16 protein-coding genes are annotated in these 16,249 nt (G+C 41.2%); 9 read left to right on the top strand and 7 right to left on the bottom strand.

The window, feature by feature from the left end; all coding sequences use genetic code 11:
• Nucleotides 1–25 precede the first annotated feature (25 nt).
• Nucleotides 26–679, bottom strand: a complete 654-nt coding sequence (gene fsa / locus ACX3PZ_RS09895; RefSeq protein WP_459084262.1) for a fructose-6-phosphate aldolase — start codon at nucleotides 677–679, stop codon at nucleotides 26–28.
• 227 nt (nucleotides 680–906) lie between these two features.
• Between fsa and ACX3PZ_RS09890 the strand changes: the two genes are divergently transcribed.
• From ACX3PZ_RS09890 to pheA, 3 genes are read left to right on the top strand one after another with little or no spacing between them, the layout of a single operon-like run.
• A complete protein-coding gene (locus ACX3PZ_RS09890; protein WP_459112681.1) occupies nucleotides 907–2,682 on the top strand; it encodes a discoidin domain-containing protein in 1,776 nt (591 codons plus the stop codon).
• A 25-nt stretch (nucleotides 2,683–2,707) separates the two neighbouring features.
• Nucleotides 2,708–3,235, top strand: coding sequence for a hypothetical protein (locus ACX3PZ_RS09885; RefSeq protein WP_459112680.1), 528 nt, complete (start codon nucleotides 2,708–2,710; stop codon nucleotides 3,233–3,235).
• Nucleotides 3,236–3,262: 27 nt separating this feature from the next.
• Nucleotides 3,263–4,102, top strand: a complete 840-nt coding sequence (gene pheA / locus ACX3PZ_RS09880; RefSeq protein ID WP_459112679.1) for a prephenate dehydratase — start codon at nucleotides 3,263–3,265, stop codon at nucleotides 4,100–4,102.
• A 1-nt stretch (nucleotide 4,103) separates the two neighbouring features.
• On the opposite strand, the gene ACX3PZ_RS09875 is transcribed toward pheA, so the two are convergent.
• Nucleotides 4,104–5,381, bottom strand: coding sequence for a replication-associated recombination protein A (locus ACX3PZ_RS09875; RefSeq protein WP_459112678.1), 1,278 nt, complete (start codon nucleotides 5,379–5,381; stop codon nucleotides 4,104–4,106).
• A 96-nt stretch (nucleotides 5,382–5,477) separates the two neighbouring features.
• Here ACX3PZ_RS09875 and yidD point away from each other — a divergent pair, with 96 nt between their 5' ends.
• Together yidD and lgt are read left to right on the top strand one after the other, a co-directional pair.
• Entirely contained in the window at nucleotides 5,478–5,717 is a 240-nt protein-coding gene (gene yidD / locus ACX3PZ_RS09870) for a membrane protein insertion efficiency factor YidD (protein WP_459084405.1), read from the top strand.
• Nucleotides 5,718–6,137: 420 nt separating this feature from the next.
• Nucleotides 6,138–7,010, top strand: a complete 873-nt coding sequence (gene lgt, locus ACX3PZ_RS09865) for a prolipoprotein diacylglyceryl transferase (protein ID WP_459112756.1) — start codon at nucleotides 6,138–6,140, stop codon at nucleotides 7,008–7,010.
• Between the two features lie 312 nt (nucleotides 7,011–7,322).
• Here lgt and pepE read toward each other — a convergent pair whose 3' ends face one another.
• Entirely contained in the window at nucleotides 7,323–8,015 is a 693-nt protein-coding gene (pepE, locus tag ACX3PZ_RS09860) for a dipeptidase PepE (protein WP_459084257.1), read from the bottom strand.
• A 33-nt stretch (nucleotides 8,016–8,048) separates the two neighbouring features.
• On the bottom strand, nucleotides 8,049–8,462 hold the full coding sequence (locus ACX3PZ_RS09855; RefSeq protein ID WP_459084256.1) for an acyl-CoA thioesterase: 414 nt from the start codon (nucleotides 8,460–8,462) through the stop codon (nucleotides 8,049–8,051).
• Nucleotides 8,463–8,608: 146 nt separating this feature from the next.
• On the opposite strand from ACX3PZ_RS09855, the gene dnaA reads away from it, so the two are divergent.
• The 3 genes from dnaA to ACX3PZ_RS09840 all read left to right on the top strand — a co-directional run bounded on the left by dnaA (nucleotide 8,609) and on the right by ACX3PZ_RS09840 (nucleotide 11,296).
• Nucleotides 8,609–10,057 carry a chromosomal replication initiator protein DnaA gene (gene dnaA, locus ACX3PZ_RS09850; RefSeq protein WP_459084255.1) on the top strand — a complete coding sequence of 483 codons (1,449 nt, stop codon included), beginning with the start codon at nucleotides 8,609–8,611 and terminating at the stop codon, nucleotides 10,055–10,057.
• Between the two features lie 90 nt (nucleotides 10,058–10,147).
• The gene (locus ACX3PZ_RS09845) at nucleotides 10,148–10,588 is read left to right on the top strand and encodes a low molecular weight protein-tyrosine-phosphatase (protein WP_459084253.1); all 441 of its coding nucleotides are present in this window, start codon (nucleotides 10,148–10,150) and stop codon (nucleotides 10,586–10,588) included.
• Between the two features lie 9 nt (nucleotides 10,589–10,597).
• The gene (locus tag ACX3PZ_RS09840; protein ID WP_459084251.1) at nucleotides 10,598–11,296 is read left to right on the top strand and encodes an SAM-dependent methyltransferase; all 699 of its coding nucleotides are present in this window, start codon (nucleotides 10,598–10,600) and stop codon (nucleotides 11,294–11,296) included.
• Here the strand turns inward: ACX3PZ_RS09840 and ACX3PZ_RS09835 are convergent.
• Complete coding sequence (locus ACX3PZ_RS09835; RefSeq protein ID WP_459084250.1) at nucleotides 11,293–12,000, bottom strand: AAA family ATPase; 708 nt, start codon at nucleotides 11,998–12,000, stop codon at nucleotides 11,293–11,295. The genes ACX3PZ_RS09840 and ACX3PZ_RS09835 overlap by 4 nt on opposite strands.
• Nucleotides 12,001–12,247: 247 nt before the next feature.
• Between ACX3PZ_RS09835 and dacB the strand changes: the two genes are divergently transcribed.
• Nucleotides 12,248–13,621 carry a D-alanyl-D-alanine carboxypeptidase/D-alanyl-D-alanine endopeptidase gene (gene dacB, locus ACX3PZ_RS09830; RefSeq protein ID WP_459084249.1) on the top strand — a complete coding sequence of 458 codons (1,374 nt, stop codon included), beginning with the start codon at nucleotides 12,248–12,250 and terminating at the stop codon, nucleotides 13,619–13,621.
• Between the two features lie 86 nt (nucleotides 13,622–13,707).
• Here the strand turns inward: dacB and ACX3PZ_RS09825 are convergent, their stop codons facing one another.
• Both ACX3PZ_RS09825 and tatC read right to left on the bottom strand, forming a co-directional pair.
• The gene (locus tag ACX3PZ_RS09825) at nucleotides 13,708–15,330 is read right to left on the bottom strand and encodes a M1 family metallopeptidase (protein ID WP_459112677.1); all 1,623 of its coding nucleotides are present in this window, start codon (nucleotides 15,328–15,330) and stop codon (nucleotides 13,708–13,710) included.
• Nucleotides 15,331–15,416: 86 nt separating this feature from the next.
• The gene (tatC, locus tag ACX3PZ_RS09820) at nucleotides 15,417–16,232 is read right to left on the bottom strand and encodes a twin-arginine translocase subunit TatC (protein ID WP_459084247.1); all 816 of its coding nucleotides are present in this window, start codon (nucleotides 16,230–16,232) and stop codon (nucleotides 15,417–15,419) included.
• Between the last annotated feature and the right edge of the window lie 17 nt (nucleotides 16,233–16,249).

Raw genomic sequence — 16,249 nt, 5'->3', positions numbered from 1 at the left:
CTTTTACTATTCTACGGCTTTCTAATTATGCCATTTTCTTTGAATCTTCAATGAATTGCGCAAGTCCTTTGTCCGTTAAAGGGTGATTTAAGAGACTTAAAATCGGGCCTAAAGGTGAGGTAATTACGTCGGCACCTAATTTTGCACAATCGATGATGTGCATGGAGTGACGGATGGAAGCGGCTAAGATTTCCGTTTTGAATCCGAAATTGTCATAGATCGTACGAATTTCATCAATTAGGTTTAACCCGTCCATGGAAATGTCGTCTAGTCTACCAAGAAAAGGGGAGACGTAGTTTGCTCCCGCCTTCGCAGCTAAAAGTGCTTGTCCTGCAGAGAAAATTAAAGTGCAATTCGTTTTGATTCCTCGGTCAGAAAAGTATTTTAGAGCTTTTACTCCGTCTTTAATCATTGGAATTTTCACCACGATATTGGGATGGATTTTTGCAAGTTCTTCACCTTCCTTAATCATTTCTTCATAGGTGGTGGAAAGAACTTCAGCGGAGATATCCCCGTCCACGATTTCACAAATGGTTTTGTAATGCTCGTTAATGGCCTGCTTGCCACTAATGCCTTCTTTTGCCATTAGAGAAGGATTGGTAGTCACCCCGTCTAAAATTCCAAGATCTTGCGCTTCTTTAATTTGCTCTAGATTCGCTGTGTCAATAAAAAATTTCATTTTTACTTATAAATTTATTGGTTGCGCAAATATACAAATTCTTCAAGGATCCTTACTGATTTTCATTGGGTTCGTTTCACTATAGAGGTAAAAATTCGAGTTGTGTTTTCGGGTGTGTGCTGCGTGGGACTCGCTCGCAAATTCTAGATATTCCCGTCTTTTTGGGTGAAAAATTTTATAGCTGCCTATAAAATTGATACATTTGAGTAAACAATGCGTTCGATACTATGAAATTCACTACCAGCAAAACCCATCTTTTTATAGGGGGAGTCCTTCTAATGATTTCTATTCTTGGTAATGCTCAGCAAAAGACCTATGCGAATCCTATCAATATAGACTATGGATACACGCCTTTTGAGGTTTTTTCTAAACAGGGGAAGCATCGGGCAACAGCCGATCCTGTGATTGTCAACTTTAAAGATCGACTTTTTCTTTTTTCGACCAACCAAGAAGGGTATTGGCATAGTGACAATATGCTGAATTGGGAATTTGTCTCCCGAAAATTCTTAAGAGACGATAAATATATTCATGATTTAAATGCGCCTGCCGCATGGGTCATGAAAGATACGCTATACGTATACGGATCGACATGGGAATCGGATTTCCCGATTTGGAAGTCCACGAATCCCACCAAAGACGAGTGGGAGATTGCAGTCGATACCTTAAAAGTAGGAGCATGGGATCCGGCCTTCCACTACGATGAGGATACCAACAAGCTTTTTCTTTACTGGGGTTCCAGTAACGAGTGGCCTCTACTGGGCACCGAAGTGAACATGAAAACTCTGCAGAGTGAAGGGTATGTAAAACCGATTGTGAAACTCAACCCTGAGGACCACGGATGGGAACGGTTTGGAGAATACAACGACAATGTCTTTTTGAAACCGTTTATTGAAGGAGCCTGGGTGACAAAGCATAATGGGAAGTACTATATGCAGTATGGCGCTCCCGCGACTGAATTTAGCGGATATGCAGACGGAGTTTATGTGTCCAAAAACCCGTTAGAGGGATATGAATATCAGAAACACAATCCCTTTTCGTACAAACCGGGAGGCTTTGCTAGAGGGGCGGGTCATGGATCCACGTTTCAAGACAAGAACGAAAACTATTGGCACATTTCCACTATTTTTATTTCGACGAAAAACAATTTTGAAAGGCGACTAGGAATTTGGCCTGCAGGCTTTGACAAAGACGATGTCATGTATAGCATTACTGCGTACGGGGATTACCCTACCTACCTTCCCGAATATGCAAAAGGAAAAGATTTTAGCAAAGGACTTTTTACAGGCTGGATGCTTCTCAATTACAATAAGCCGGTGCGGGTGTCCTCTACTCTTGGAGGGTATCATGCGAATTATTCGGTGGACGAGGACATCAAAACCTATTGGAGTGCAAAAACAGGAAACAAAGGGGAGTGGTTGGAGACCGATTTAGGAGAGATTTCAAGCGTGAATGCGATTCAAATTAATTATGCGGATCAAGATGTTGAGTTCATGGGGAAAACCCTTGGGAAGTTTCATCAATACCAAATCTTTGGATCCACCGACGGGAAATCCTGGAAACGAATCGTAGATAAAAGCAAGAATAAAACCGATGTACCCCACGATTATGTTGAACTAGCCCAAAGCGTCAAGGCTCGCTATATAAAAATTGAGAATTTAAAAATGCCCACGGGGAAATTTGCTTTGAGCGGACTGCGAGTCTTTGGTAAAGGGCCTGGTGAGGCTCCTGGCAAGGTGCAAAATTTTGTGCCCCTTCGTGCCGACCCAAAAAAATTTGGAGAACGACGAAGCATTTGGATGAAATGGCAACAAAACCCGCTTGCGGATGGCTATGTAATCTATTTTGGAAAAGATCCCGATAAGCTCTACGGTAGTATAATGGTGTACGGGAAGAATGAGTATTTTTTTACCGGCGCCGACCGTACCGACAGCTACTATTTTCAGATTGAAGCTTTTAATTCGAGTGGGATTTCCCCACGTTCCGAGATTTTTAAAAGTGAATAAACAGAACCCCAAAAAAGAAAATAAAATGAATCGAATAACAAACGGACTGCTCAGTATCGCTTTTTTGGCTTTCTTCGCACTTGCGAGCGCTCAAGAAGGAGACTCTTCAGTAGACCCTAAGTTAGAACCCATCTTCCTAGTGGATGGAAACTTGGCGCATAGTGGGGCAAAAGAAGTGGAGGTAGAGAATATTGAATCGGTAGCGATCTATAAAACCCCTTCCTCCTTACCCTCTGAGCTGAAGGGATTAACGAACCATTTAGATCGTTCTTTGATTTCTATCACGCTTAAAAAAATTAGGGAAGTGGAACATCCCGTGGAATTAAGTACGTTAAACCAAATGTACGACTTGCGAGCTGAGGGTCCCATCTACCTTGATGGAACGCAGCTATTTCACAATCATTTGAAGATCTATCCATCTGCAATTAAGGAGATAGAGGTAAAAGGAACGAAACAAAATCCCTACCTAGCCCTTACACTTGGAGAATCAGGCAAATCCTCATCGCTTCTCCGACTTCCCGTGCAACCGTGGCTACTGGAAAAACTAGATTAACAAACTAAATTTTATATTTTCGTTCGAATGACCATCGCTTATTTAGGCCCGATCGCCTCATTTACAAGTCTAGTAGCTCAAGAATTGTTTCCGGAAAATACCCTATCTCCGCAAAGCAGCATCCGAGATTGTTTTCTAGCGGTCCAAAAGGGAGAGCTCGACAAGGCGGTTGTTCCGCTTGAAAACTCCATCGAGGGAACGGTGTCCATGACACTAGACTATCTTTATGACTTTGATGGGATCTTTATTGAAGCGGAGGCTGTACTGCCTATTTCACATCACTTAATGGTTCATCCGCAAAGTCAGGAGGTTCAAGCGATTGTCTCGCATCCTCAGGCCTTAGCTCAGTGCTTCCATTCGTTGGATACAGATTTCAAAGCGGTCCCTCGCATGGACTACCATTCGACCTCAGGCGCCGCAAAATACATTAGTGAACATCCTGAGAAAAACTTTGCGGCGATTGCCAATACGACGGCTGCGGAAATGTACGGTTTGCAAATTATTCGTCGTGACATTCATGATTTTGAACAGAATCATACGAAATTCATTGTGATCAGTAAGCAAAACCACACCTTAGATTTACCACTGGAGGCAGCCGAACAGAAGTCTTCTCTTATTCTTACACTGCCAGAGGATCACGCAGGAGGACTTCATCAAGCTTTGTCCGTATTTGCTTGGCGCAAAATGAATCTTTCTAAAATTGAAAGTCGTACTCTTAAAAAGAAGCTCGGATCTTATTTTTTCTTTATAAACATAGTGGGTGAGTGGAATTCTGCCCAAGCTCTTAATGCGGTGCAAGAACTTGAAAGTTTAAACATCCAAGTGAATTTTCTAGGACATTACAAGGAATACTTAATTGAGGGATAATTTAATACTTGTCTTTCCATTTTTTTGAAAGTTCCTCCTTAATTTTCTTTTCTGTTGAATTGGAGCCCGGCTCATAGAGCTTTGTGCCTGAAAGCGATTCCGGTAAGAACTCGAGTTCCACGAAGTTTCCACTATGTGAATGGGCATATTGATACTCCTTGCCATAATCCATTTCTTTCATTAGTTTCGTAGGTGCATTTCGCAAATGCAGCGGCACAGGAAGATTCCCCGTTCTTTTCACAAGTGCTAAAGCCTCTCCAATGGCTTTGTAGGTTGAATTTGATTTCGGAGAAACGGCTAGGTACACTGCGGTTTCACTTAGAATGATTCTGGATTCCGGATTTCCAATCACATTGATCGCTTGAAAGCATGTATTGGCTAGAGTGAGGGCCTGAGGATTGGCAAGACCAATGTCCTCAGCCGCCAAGATGAGCATACGGCGCGCGATGAATTTAATATCCTCGCCTCCCTCTAACATTCTGGCAAGCCAGTAAACAGCGGCATTGGGATCCGATCCTCGAATGGATTTAATAAAAGCGGAGATGATATCGTAATGCTGTTCCCCATTCTTGTCATAAAGAGCCATGGTCTGTTGTAACGTACCTAGGACATCTTCGTTGGATATCTCCGTGTGGGAAGTCCCTAGATATTGGTTTAATACAAGTTCAATGGAATTGATTAATTTACGTGCATCTCCTCCGGAATACTGAATAAAGGCCTGCGCATTTTCCACAGAAAAATCCGATTCATTCGATTCGTTATAAGCCTTCAAGGCAATTCCCAGTAATTCCTCGAGATCTTCGTGCGAGAGAGATTTAAGGACGTAAACTTGCGATCTTGAGAGCAGGGCTGGAACCACCTCAAAACTTGGGTTTTCCGTCGTGGCTCCAATCAGTACAATCCATCCTTTTTCCACCGCATGCAAAAGCGAATCTTGCTGGGACTTGTTAAAACGGTGAATTTCGTCAATAAAGAGTAGGGGAGACTTTCCCGAAAAAAGATTTTGTTTTTTTGCCTCTTCAATAACTTCTCTAACCTCCTTAACTCCACTCGAAACAGCAGAAAGTTTAAAAAATTTACGGTTTGAATGCTCCGCTATGATTTCTGCTAGCGTTGTTTTGCCAGTTCCAGGAGGGCCCCAAAAAAGGAGGGAGCTCAGCGTATCGTTTTCGATCATTCGTCGAATGGGCCCCGAAGGCCCTGTGAGATGCGTCTGCCCAAGAACTTGTTCTAAGGTTTTGGGTCTTAATTGTTCGGCTAAAGGAGTGTTTGAGTTCAAAATCTCGTCAATTTTAGTTCAAAGGTAATAATAAAGAGTTTTGCAATCTTTAATTTAAAATTATTCTGCTATTTTTGCAAGGACTTGGATTCAAAAATAAAATACCTTGCGATCTTGCCCCTTGTGGGTTTAATACGCTTCTATCAACTTGCTATATCCCCCTGGTTGGGGAGCAACTGTCGGTACCATCCGACCTGTTCGCAGTATATGCTAGAAGCCTTGAAAGTGCACGGGTTGTTTTACGGTCTCTATTTGGGGACTAAGCGAATTTTAAGTTGTCATCCTTGGGGAGGGCAGGGATATGATCCTGTACCACCTAAAAAAAATAAAGGCTAAAAACTTAGCTATAATTTGAAAATAGTTGCTATGAAATCTGTATTTTTTCATTTTTTTATATTAATGGTTGTGGCTTTTAGTCCGCAATTAACAGCGCAGTCTTATCCCAACGGACTCTCCGATGCGAATTTAAAAGTGGACGGAAAAGACCTACCTGTCAAAGTGTTTTCCACTACAGATATTCAGGCGTTTGTTAATTTTCCCGAGAATAATACAGATTCCTCTGCCCTAGTCATTTTAAATTCTGTGGTCAATTCCTACGCACAGTCTGGCGTTTTTGAAGGGTACCGCAATTCCGGTTTTCAAATTTTAGATAAAGAATGGCGACCTATTTCTTCAGAATCTTTGGTTTCGCCTGAGAATTGGAGCTACCTATACAAACCAAGATCGGTTGCAGACGTAATTACACCTGAAAAAAAGGTGAAATTAGAAACGGAATATAAGATATGGAATCCCTCCACAGCCATTCATTTAGGGCCAATTTCACTTCACTACTATAGTCTGATGTTTGTGTTAGCCTTTGGGCTTGGGTATGTGGTCATGGGACGCATGTTCAAAATTGACAATGTAAACCAAAAGTATTTGGAGCCCTTATTTACGTGGACTTTAATTGGAACCATTTTAGGCGCAAGGCTTGGTCACGTTATTTTTTATCAACCTGAACTCTTCAAGCAGGATTTTTGGAGTGTATTTTTACCCATTCAAACCAAGCCAGAAATAAAATTCACTGGATTTGCTGGGCTCGCAAGCCACGGTGCTGCCATCGCGTTAATCCTAACGACCCTGTATTATTCATTGAAGATCATCAAGAAAAATCCGCTATGGGTGTACGACCGGATCGGAATCGTGGTGGCTTTAGGCGGAACCTTTGTTCGAATTGGAAACTTTTTCAATTCTGAAATTATTGGAAAACCCGTAGACCCAAGTTCTCCTTTTGCAATTTTGTTTCCTCAAATGAGCAGTGAATATGGAGCTACCGTTCCACGCTATCCGACTCAGCTCATTGAAGCAGGAGGTTATTTCTTGCTCTTTATTCTTATGTGGGTACTGTATCGATATACGGCTAAGAAGTACCAACAGGGCTTTCTTTTCGGTGTGTTTTTCACGGTCCTATGGTCCATTCGTTTCCTTGTTGAATACCTTAAAGAACCGCAAGGCGATGAGTTTATTAGTATTGCGGGATTAAATACAGGGCAAGTCTTGTCCATACCTTTTATCTTAATAGGAGTGGCCGCGATGATTTACTCGAGAAGATTTAAAATCACACAGGTAGAAAATGAAAAGCCGGAGTAAGAATCAGGTTTTAATAAAGACCCTTAATTTTAATTAACCCTTCGTTTTTGTGGTAGAGCATGCAGACGACCTTGTATGCATCCGTTTTGCAATGCTGTATTTTCTTGTAGGAAACCCGAGTACGCTTTCCTTTTAGTAACTCTGCGTTGAAAACGTGGTAATCCCGTGCTTCCATGTAGAGGTGCATTCCAGTACAGTACCGTCCAAGACCACAAGAGCTACCTAGAAATCGAGGAATTGGATTTGCATGTGTTAAGCGAAAATTACGCAGTTATTAAAAGAAGCAGAAATCGAGCCCCTTCTATAGGATCTTTAAAGTACGGTACCCGGTGGTACTTCGACTGGGGCTTTGCCCACTTCAAATATTCGAGTCGATTGGCTTCCTCCAATGGAGATTTTCTCGCCCCTCTTTCGAATCCAATTTCCTTCCCGAAGTCCAACCACTTTTGTATCATTCTGCGTTAGAAACTCAAGAATTCTGGTTTCTCTCGTTTCGCCGTTATGTTTGAGGGTGGGGTCCGGATCTAAGTAATGTGGGTTTAGATTGAAAGGGACCAGACCAAGACACTCGAAACTAGAGGGCTGCACGATCGGCATGTCATTGGTAGTTCTCATGTTAAGACCTCCAATGTTACTCCCGGCACTTGTGCCTAGATATGGCTTTTGTTTTAGGATGTTCTCTTTCAAAACCTCCATTAAATTGTTTTCATGCAGAGTTTTAACAAGAAGGAAGGTGTTGCCTCCCCCTGTGAAATACCCTTTTGCGGATTCAATGGCTGCTTTCTGGTCTTCAAACTCATGCAGTCCTTTGATGGAAATACCCAGAGCTTCAAAAAAGAGTCTTGCCTTTTTCGTATACTCCTCGTGAGAGATTCCAGAGGGACGAGCAAAAGGAATAAATAAAATCTCGTCTATTCCATGGAATAAAAGTTTTATCTCTTCTGTTAAGTAATCCAAATAGCTTCCTTCATAAAGAGTGGAGGTGGAGGCAAGAAGTATATTCATAAAGTAAAAGTATTTTAAGTTCGAAGTCCAAAGTTAGTCTTCTTTCCAATTTTTTTCAATTAATTCAGATAAGAATTCAGGGCAGCGGGTTATTTTCTTTGTTTTGGCGTCAAAAAAATACAAAGTTACCTCGGCGAGTGAAATAAGTTCCTTCTGCTCATTATAAATTTCATATTCAAAATGCATTCTTACCCCTGGTTTTTTTTTCAAATAGGTATGAATGTCCAAAACTTGGTCATACAAAGCAGCCTTTAAATACTTCATCTTATACTCGGAAACAGGCAGCCAAATTCCTTGGTTTTCAAGTTCATCGTATGAAATTCCGATGGATCGTAACTGCTCTACTCGGGCGGCTTCGAGGTACTGCGCGTAGTTGCCGTAGTAGACGTATTTCATAGGGTCTGTTTCGCCGTAACGAACACGATGTGAATGGATTGTGTGTATCATAATTTTCTATGAGAAAGAAACATACAAATATATTTCTTAATAATCAAGTTTGATAAAGTTTTTTTATGACAATATTTTTTGTCATCTTTGTTTTCTACTTTTGAGTAGTCAAATATATACTTTCACTTCGATTTTTTGTTTAATTTATGGATCAAGATTTATCATTGATATGGGAAAAGTGTCTGCAATTCATGCGGGACAATCTTAATGCAGCAGAGGATAATGATGATCTGAAGAAGTTGGAAAGATCGTTTGATCTTTTGTTTGATAAAGTGGAGCCACTTTCGTTAGTGAACCACAATTTAACTCTTTTGGTTCCAAGTGATTTTTACAAAGAATACATCGAGGATACCTATCTCTCCCTTTTGTCGGCCGCTTTAAGAAAGAATATTGGAAAAGGTGTGAAGCTTTGGTATTCTGTCATGGAGAACAAGCCTTCTGGTAAAGAAAAGCCCATCGTACAAAATGTAAAAGGGAATTCCGTTCCGGCCCCGAAGATTCAACAGGCCATGCCTAAGTCTTCGAACTTGATTAATCCTCGAGTGGCTCCAGGAATTCAAAAAATAAACATTGATTCAAATCTGATTCCTCATCTGTCCTTTGATAACTTTGTGGAGGGTGAGAGCAATAAATTCGCATCCACCGTAGCGAAATCCATCGCGAAACGTCCTGGGGGTACTGCATTTAACCCTTTGTTTTTGCATGGTGGTGTAGGTGTAGGGAAGACTCACGTAGCCCATGCGGTTGGACTGGAAGTGAAACAGAATTTTTCAGATAAGGTCGTTTTGTATCTCTCCTCTGAAAAATTCATTCAACAATTTGTATCTGCGGCAAAGGCCCAGAACAAAACGGAGTTTCAGAACTACTACCAAATGGTGGACGTGCTGATCATTGACGATATTCAGTTTCTTTCTGGAAAAGCAGCGACACAGGATAGCTTCTTCCATATTTTCGATTATCTGCACCAAAACGGAAAGCAAATTATCTTAACCTCAGACAAAGCGCCTGTGGATATCCAAGATATTCAAGAGCGAATTGTTTCGCGTTTTAAATGGGGACTTTCTGCAGAAATTAAATCTCCTGATTTTGAGACGAGACGAAAGATTATCGTTGACAAATTAAGTCGAGATGGAATTGTCCTAACGGATGATATGGTGAATTACCTTGCGGGCGAGGTGAAATCAAACGTAAGAGAATTAATTGGAGTAATCAATTCTGTGATTGCCTATTCCACGATTTACAAATCCGATTTAAGTCTAGAGCTTTTAAAAGATACCATCAATAAGATTGCCTCTACTCAGAAGAAAGTAATTAACATTCCTTACATTCAAGAAGTGGTGTGCGAGTATTTTGGAATAAATCGTGAGCAGCTGCTTTCTAAGTCTAGAAAAAGGGACATCGCACTTCCAAGACAATTGGCGATGTACTTCTCTAAGGAACTTACTTCAAATACATTTTCTAAAATCGGGGAAGAAATGGGTGGAAAGGATCACTCTACTGTAATGTACGCTTGTGAAACCATCAAGGATACCTCCAAAATAGACAAAGAAATTAAAAAATATGTAAAGGAGCTCTCTGAGAAGATTAAAAAATAGATTCTCCGACGAGACTACAAATTAAAATGAAGGATCCAGCGTTCTTCATTTTTTTTTTAAATTCGCTTCTAATTCTGATTTTAAAAGACCATGAAAATTCTAATGCTTTGCCTTGGCAATATTTGCAGAAGTCCTCTTGCGGAGGGCTTATTACGATCCAAATTGCCCAGCAATTTTGAGGTAGCTAGTGCGGGAACTAGTTTTATGCACCAGGGAAATTCGGCAGACAGTCGTATGATTCAAACGGCAAAAAACAGAGGTCTAGATCTTTCTATGCATCGAGCACAAGGCTTTAAAAGGGAGCATTTGAATATGTACGATCGGATTTATTGTATGGACCGATCTAACCTTGAGAATGCGCTTGAGTTGGCTGAAACTAAGGAACAGACGCGTAAAGTGCAATTGCTTCTTGAAAATAGGGGCGAGGTACCTGACCCTTATTTTGGCGAGCAGGAAGGTTTTGATGAAGTTTATGACTTGCTCGACAAGGCACTTGATGAGCTGGCCGCTGAACTTAAAAGAACCCATTAATAGAACGATATGCTTATACTTTTACCTGCTTACTTGAGCGAACTTACACCGAAGAGTCATTTTGCACCGGTGATCTCCGAGTATATCGCAAAGATCGATTGCTATTTTGTTGAGAATGAGAAAACCGCTCGTCGTATAATTAAGTTCTTTTGTCCCGAAAAAAAACAAAGTGATCTTAAGTTAATTCTTCTCAACAAGTACACCCAGACGGAGGAGTTAGGGGAAGGACTTGGTTGGTTGAAAGAAGAAGCGGATTGCGGACTTTTGTCAGAAGCGGGTCTTCCTTGTCTTGCCGATCCCGGCAATATCCTGGTTTCTTGGTGCCATGAAAATGGGGTTCAAGTGGTGCCTATCAATGGTCCCTCTTCCATGATTTTGGCATTGATTGCAAGTGGATTTAACGGTCAGCAGTTTACCTTTAGCGGGTATTTGCCGATTGATAAAGCAGAACGTAGGCATAAGATTGTGCAGCTTGAGCAAACGGTTCTTAAGACAGGAACCAGTCAAATTTTTATGGAAACTCCTTACCGCAACAATGCGATGCTAGAAGATCTATGCAAAACACTTTCTCCTCAGCAGAAGCTATGCGTCGCCTCCAATATTGGGCATCCTACCGAGGAATTCATTCAGACTTTGAAAATCTCAGAGTGGAGAAAGAAAAAGACAGATCTTCACAAGATTCCTACCGTATTTGTGATTGGACGTTAAGCTTCAGATTCTAATTTTGAAATCAAATTCTTTTTTACCTGCGTTAGGCACAGGTCTTTTGCTTTTGCATAAGAGATTTCATAGTGGCGATCGATTCGACTGAGCTCTTTTGGAAAATTCTCGAGAAGCTGATCATAATACCGGTCCAATTGCTCCTTAGAGGGCATGTGAAAGGAAATATGCACTTGGAACCTTCTTAAAATCGCCGTGTCGACAACCTCTGGATGATTGGTAGCGGCAATTAGAATTGCTTTTTGTGGAAAGTAATCGATGAGTTGAATCAGAGAGTTTACTAGCCGTCGCATTTCGCCCACTTCCTTATCCTCTAAAGACCTAGCTTTTCCAATATGGTCAAATTCATCCAGGAATAAAATCGCTTTGTCTCGTGAGGCTTTATCAAAGATTTGTTTTAAATTTTGAGCTGTTTCTCCGATGCGTGGACTCACGAGATTGCTCAGATTTAGGATGATTATTGGACGAGAAAGAGCATGGGCAATGGCTTTGGCAGCCATGGTCTTTCCAAGACCCGAAGGGCCTGTGAAGAGAATTTTATTATTTATTTCAAGTCCGTAATGAGCCAGTTGCTCGGTAAACTTTTGTTCTTTCAAAAGTTGCTCGAGGGCCTCTTTTTGATCTTTCTGCAATTGCATGTCTTCAAGGCTTACGCCTGGATCCGGAGCTAAAATTAAATCGAATAGGTTCATTTGGAGTGGAGTCTAATGCAAAGATAACGCTAGTTTCGTAGAATACAAAGCAACGAGATTCTCATTTTCTTTCCTTTTGTATTTAGCGGATAGTTCAAAATAGTGCAGGAGTATTTAACTAATTTCTGTACTTTTAAAGTCTAATTTATCTTCGTAGAATCGAATTGTGGAACTGATTTTGTTTCGTTTCGAATGAGAAAATAGGGTTTTCCCCCTTCGATGGAAGCTTAGATTTATAATTTTATATATGAAATATAGTGCCCTACTGTTTGTTTTTATCAGTGCCTTCGCCTTTGCTCAGTCAACCGCTGAGCGTTTAGAAAGGCAAGTTCAATCTCTTTTAAATTCTTCTGCCGCTTACTCGGCAAGTCTATCCTTGTACGTCGCAGACGAAAATGGAAATTTACTCTATGAACACCAGGGTAGAAAGGGACTTTCAAGTGCCTCCACTCAAAAGATTTTTACTGCAGGTGCTGCTCTAGAGTCTCTTGGAAGTGATTTTAAATGGAAAACGACTTTGTCCTATGAGGGGCAAATTTCAAACGACGTTTTAAACGGTAGCTTGTACGTGTTTTCCAACGGAGACCCCACGCTTGGCAGTTGGCGTTATTCAGGCCATAAACCCGAGGATTTTGAAAAGGCAGTGGTGTCGGCGCTAAAAGAGAAGGGAATCAAAAAAGTGTCTGGAAACCTGTGGATCGACGATTCCAATTTTGATTTTCAAACCATACCGGGTGGTTGGCCCTGGAACGATTTAGGCAACTATTATGGAGCCGGTGTATTTGGTGTTAATTGGCGAGAGAATCAATTTGACATGAAAACGTCCGGAAAAGAAATCCGGGGATTCAATATGGACTTAGAAGGAGTAAAATGGGTGAACGATTTAAAAGCGGGTGGGAGCTCGGATCAAAGTCTTGTGTTTACGGCTCCTTTTTCAAATGTCGCTTATGTGAATGGAACCTTACCCAACAAATCCATGACCGTGTCCGGGGTTATTCCCAACCCACCTTTACAATTAGGTTTAGAGTTAAAAGCAGGGCTTAAAAAAGCAGGAATTGAGCTGGAGGGAGAAGTTAAAACCTCGTCTCTCGAGAGAATTGAATCGGGGGAAAAGGCGCGGGTTCCCAAAGGAACGCTACTTCTAGAGTATAGATCTCCTTCGTTAGAGCAAGTGGTTTACTATTTTATGAGAAAAAGTGTGAACCTTTATGGGGAAGCTCTTGTAAAAACCATGGCCAAAGAAAAAACAAATTCCGATTCATTCGACGGCGGAATTGCCTACATGAAGGATTTTTGGAAAGGCAAAGGAATTAATTCAAAGATGATCAATTTTGCAGACGGAAGCGGGTTGTCCCCTCAGAATTATGTGTCTGCAGAGGCAGAAGTAAAAGCGCTTTTGTGGAGTAAAAAACAAGGGTGGTTCGATGCGTTTTACAATGGATTTCCGGTGCAAGGCAACGGGATGAAAATGAAAAGTGGAACGATGAAAAACACGAAGTCTTTTGCGGGATACCACCGCAGTTCAAATGGGAAAGCCTATGTTTTTGCAGTCATTTTGAACAACTACCAAGGTGGAAATATTAGTCAGGCTTTGTACGATGTACTCTCTCCTCTTAAATAAGGAAAAAAAGAGAGAAGGGAAATAAAAAAAGCATCGCATGAGAAAGATTCGTGCGATGCTTTTTTTAAGGAATAGACCCTATCTTTTTAAGAAGTTTTAAGGTCTACTTCGATGTAATAGTTTGGACTCACTTCAAAGGTTTCACCTTTTGAAAGTTTGATACTTTGCCAAAGAGCCGTAGGGTGAATCGTCCGGTTTTTATTTAAGTGAATAGGCAAGGAGAAATTAGGAACTGTGTTTTGAAATCGAAACTCAAGAGTTCCTTGGTCTGGATTGTGTAAAAGTTCTAATTTCGGGACCTTCACTCCGCGTAAGTACTGATTAAAGACTGAGGAGAGATCCCTATCTAATAGTTTTGACATCTCGTTTTCAATTTGTGCAGAGCTAACCATCTGATGGTAGAAGGTTTTGTTAAGAGCTCTAAGCATGTGGCGGAATTTTGCATCGTCGTTTACGGCTTCTCGTATCGTATGCAGCATACTTGCTCCTTTGTAATACATATCGCCACTTCCCGATACATTCACACCATAAAGCCCAATGATGGGTTTGTCATTTTGAATGGCTCTTCGGGTTCCGATTTGGTAGCGGTCGGCAGAAATTGGGTCTAAATAGTTTTCGGTGAAAAGCGTTTCCGAATAGCTAGTAAACGCTTCTTGAATCCACATGTCTGCTTTTTCGCTTGCTGTAATGTTGTTGGCGAACCACTCGTGTCCGGTCTCGTGAATGATAATGAAATCCCACTTGAGACCTACTCCGGTTTGGGAAAGATCACGTCCTAGGTATCCGTTTTCATAGTTGTTGCCATAAGCGACATTGCTTTGATGTTCCATTCCTAAATAAGGAGTTTCTACTAGTTTGTAGGAGTCCTCGTAAAAAGGATAAGGACCAAACCAATATTCAAAGGCTTTCATCATCGGCTTTACTTGCGCAAATTGCTTTTTGGCTTTTTCTAGGTTATAATCCAAAACCCAATAGTCTAAATCCAGAGGTCCTTTTTCTCCTTCATAAGATTCTCCAAAATGGACGTAATGGCCTATGCTTGGTACCATAGAGTATCCATTGATTGGGTTTTTTACTTCCCAAATATAACTTGTAAAATCGCCCTTTTGAGTTTTGGAAACTAAGCGTCCGTTTCCAACACCCACTAGGTCGCTAGGAGTTACAATTTCCATGGTCATGCCTTCATCAGGTTCGTCAAGCCATTGGTCTTTAAGGGGCAACCATAAAGAGGGTCCTTCTCCTTCCTGAGCCACGCTCATGAAAGGACGGTTTTTCTTGTCTTTTGCGAAGACCCAGCCTCCGTCCCAAGGTGCTTTCTTCGCGATTTTTGGTGCGCCAGAGTACCCGATGGTAAGGGCGTATCGTTGTCCTTTTTTTAAGGGAAGTTTTGGGGTGAGAAACAGAAAGTCACCTTCTCTTTTTTCGGAAATCAACCCCAAGTTGTGTTTAAGGATCTTATAGTTCATTGGAGATTGTAGATCAATTTGCAGGGTCGTATTTTTCCGATCTTCAGTCACTTCAAAAGTGATGGTGTTTTGGCCTTCTAGGGTTTGGGTTTCAAAGGTTGGCTTTACAACAATATCGTATTTTTTGACATCCCAAAAATCCCGGTATTCCGTATTGGACCCTTTGAGGGTATCTTGCCGGGTAAATGTTTGTGCGCTCAAAAGTGCGCACGAAATAGAAAGTAAAAACGTAAGGATTCTCATATCTTCAATTATAAGACCCAAAAGTAGTAAAAAATGGTGACCTTTTTAAGGGGTAAGGTGGTTTTATGCCGCTATGATTCTAAAAACTACACGACCTTTTGAGCTCGTTTTTGCATTTTGTTATACGTGCGTTTGCAAATGCCAATGCTGAATTCGTAAAGAACTAAAAGAGGTAGGGCAGCCATGGACATGCTTAGCACATCGGCAGGGGTAATGACGGCTGCAATGACCAAAATCACAACGAGGGAATGTCGACGGTAGGTTTTAAGAAAGGTAGGGGTTAAAATACCAATGGCAGTCAAGAAATAAACAATAATAGGAAAGAGAAAAACAATTCCCATACCGACTACAATCTGAAAGAACAAGGCAGCGTAATCCGATAGGTCATACAAAGGTTCAATGATTTCCGATATTTTAAAAACAGCACCAAAATTAATTGCAAACGGAAGGATCAGATAATACCCACACAAAATTCCTAAAAGGAAAAGGACCCAAACTGAATTAATAAGCAGGGAAGAGTTTTTTCGCTCTTTGGGATGAAGCGCGGGAGAAATAAATCTCCAAAGCTCCCAAACAAGATAAGGGAAGGAAAGAACAATCCCTCCAATAACCGACACGCTCATCATGACATTGAACTGTTGGTAGAGCTTCTGCACCCTTACCGGGAAATCCGCTGGGAGTTCAATTGCGTTGGTGCCTACGAGTTCTTGAGAAAGATAATTGATGGCACGAAACGTAGGGAAGTCATTTTTCACTGGACCAAAGAAAATCTGGTCAATAATCCATTCGATGTTAAAACCTACCACAAAGCCACACAGGATAATGGCGATAATGCATCGAATTAAATGGCCTCTTAGTTCTCCAATGTGCCCAATTAAGGACATGTCTTTCTCGCGATCCACAAGCTTGATTTATTTTG

The sequence above is a fragment of the Chryseobacterium sp. A321 genome (assembly GCF_054489265.1).
This window is presented reverse-complemented; position numbering and strand designations above follow the sequence as displayed.

Excerpts from the sequence above, each read along its gene's own strand:
- fsa (WP_459084262.1), bottom strand. The coding sequence starts at position 679 with ATGAAATTTTTTATTGACACAGCGAATCTAGAGCAAATTAAAGAAGCG.
- ACX3PZ_RS09890 (WP_459112681.1), top strand. The coding sequence starts at position 907 with ATGAAATTCACTACCAGCAAAACCCATCTTTTTATAGGGGGAGTCCTT.
- ACX3PZ_RS09885 (WP_459112680.1), top strand. The coding sequence starts at position 2,708 with ATGAATCGAATAACAAACGGACTGCTCAGTATCGCTTTTTTGGCTTTC.
- pheA (WP_459112679.1), top strand. The coding sequence starts at position 3,263 with ATGACCATCGCTTATTTAGGCCCGATCGCCTCATTTACAAGTCTAGTA.
- pepE (WP_459084257.1), bottom strand. The coding sequence starts at position 8,015 with ATGAATATACTTCTTGCCTCCACCTCCACTCTTTATGAAGGAAGCTAT.
- ACX3PZ_RS09855 (WP_459084256.1), bottom strand. The coding sequence starts at position 8,462 with ATGATACACACAATCCATTCACATCGTGTTCGTTACGGCGAAACAGAC.
- dnaA (WP_459084255.1), top strand. The coding sequence starts at position 8,609 with ATGGATCAAGATTTATCATTGATATGGGAAAAGTGTCTGCAATTCATG.
- ACX3PZ_RS09845 (WP_459084253.1), top strand. The coding sequence starts at position 10,148 with ATGAAAATTCTAATGCTTTGCCTTGGCAATATTTGCAGAAGTCCTCTT.
- ACX3PZ_RS09840 (WP_459084251.1), top strand. The coding sequence starts at position 10,598 with ATGCTTATACTTTTACCTGCTTACTTGAGCGAACTTACACCGAAGAGT.
- ACX3PZ_RS09835 (WP_459084250.1), bottom strand. The coding sequence starts at position 12,000 with ATGAACCTATTCGATTTAATTTTAGCTCCGGATCCAGGCGTAAGCCTT.
- dacB (WP_459084249.1), top strand. The coding sequence starts at position 12,248 with ATGAAATATAGTGCCCTACTGTTTGTTTTTATCAGTGCCTTCGCCTTT.
- ACX3PZ_RS09825 (WP_459112677.1), bottom strand. The coding sequence starts at position 15,330 with ATGAGAATCCTTACGTTTTTACTTTCTATTTCGTGCGCACTTTTGAGC.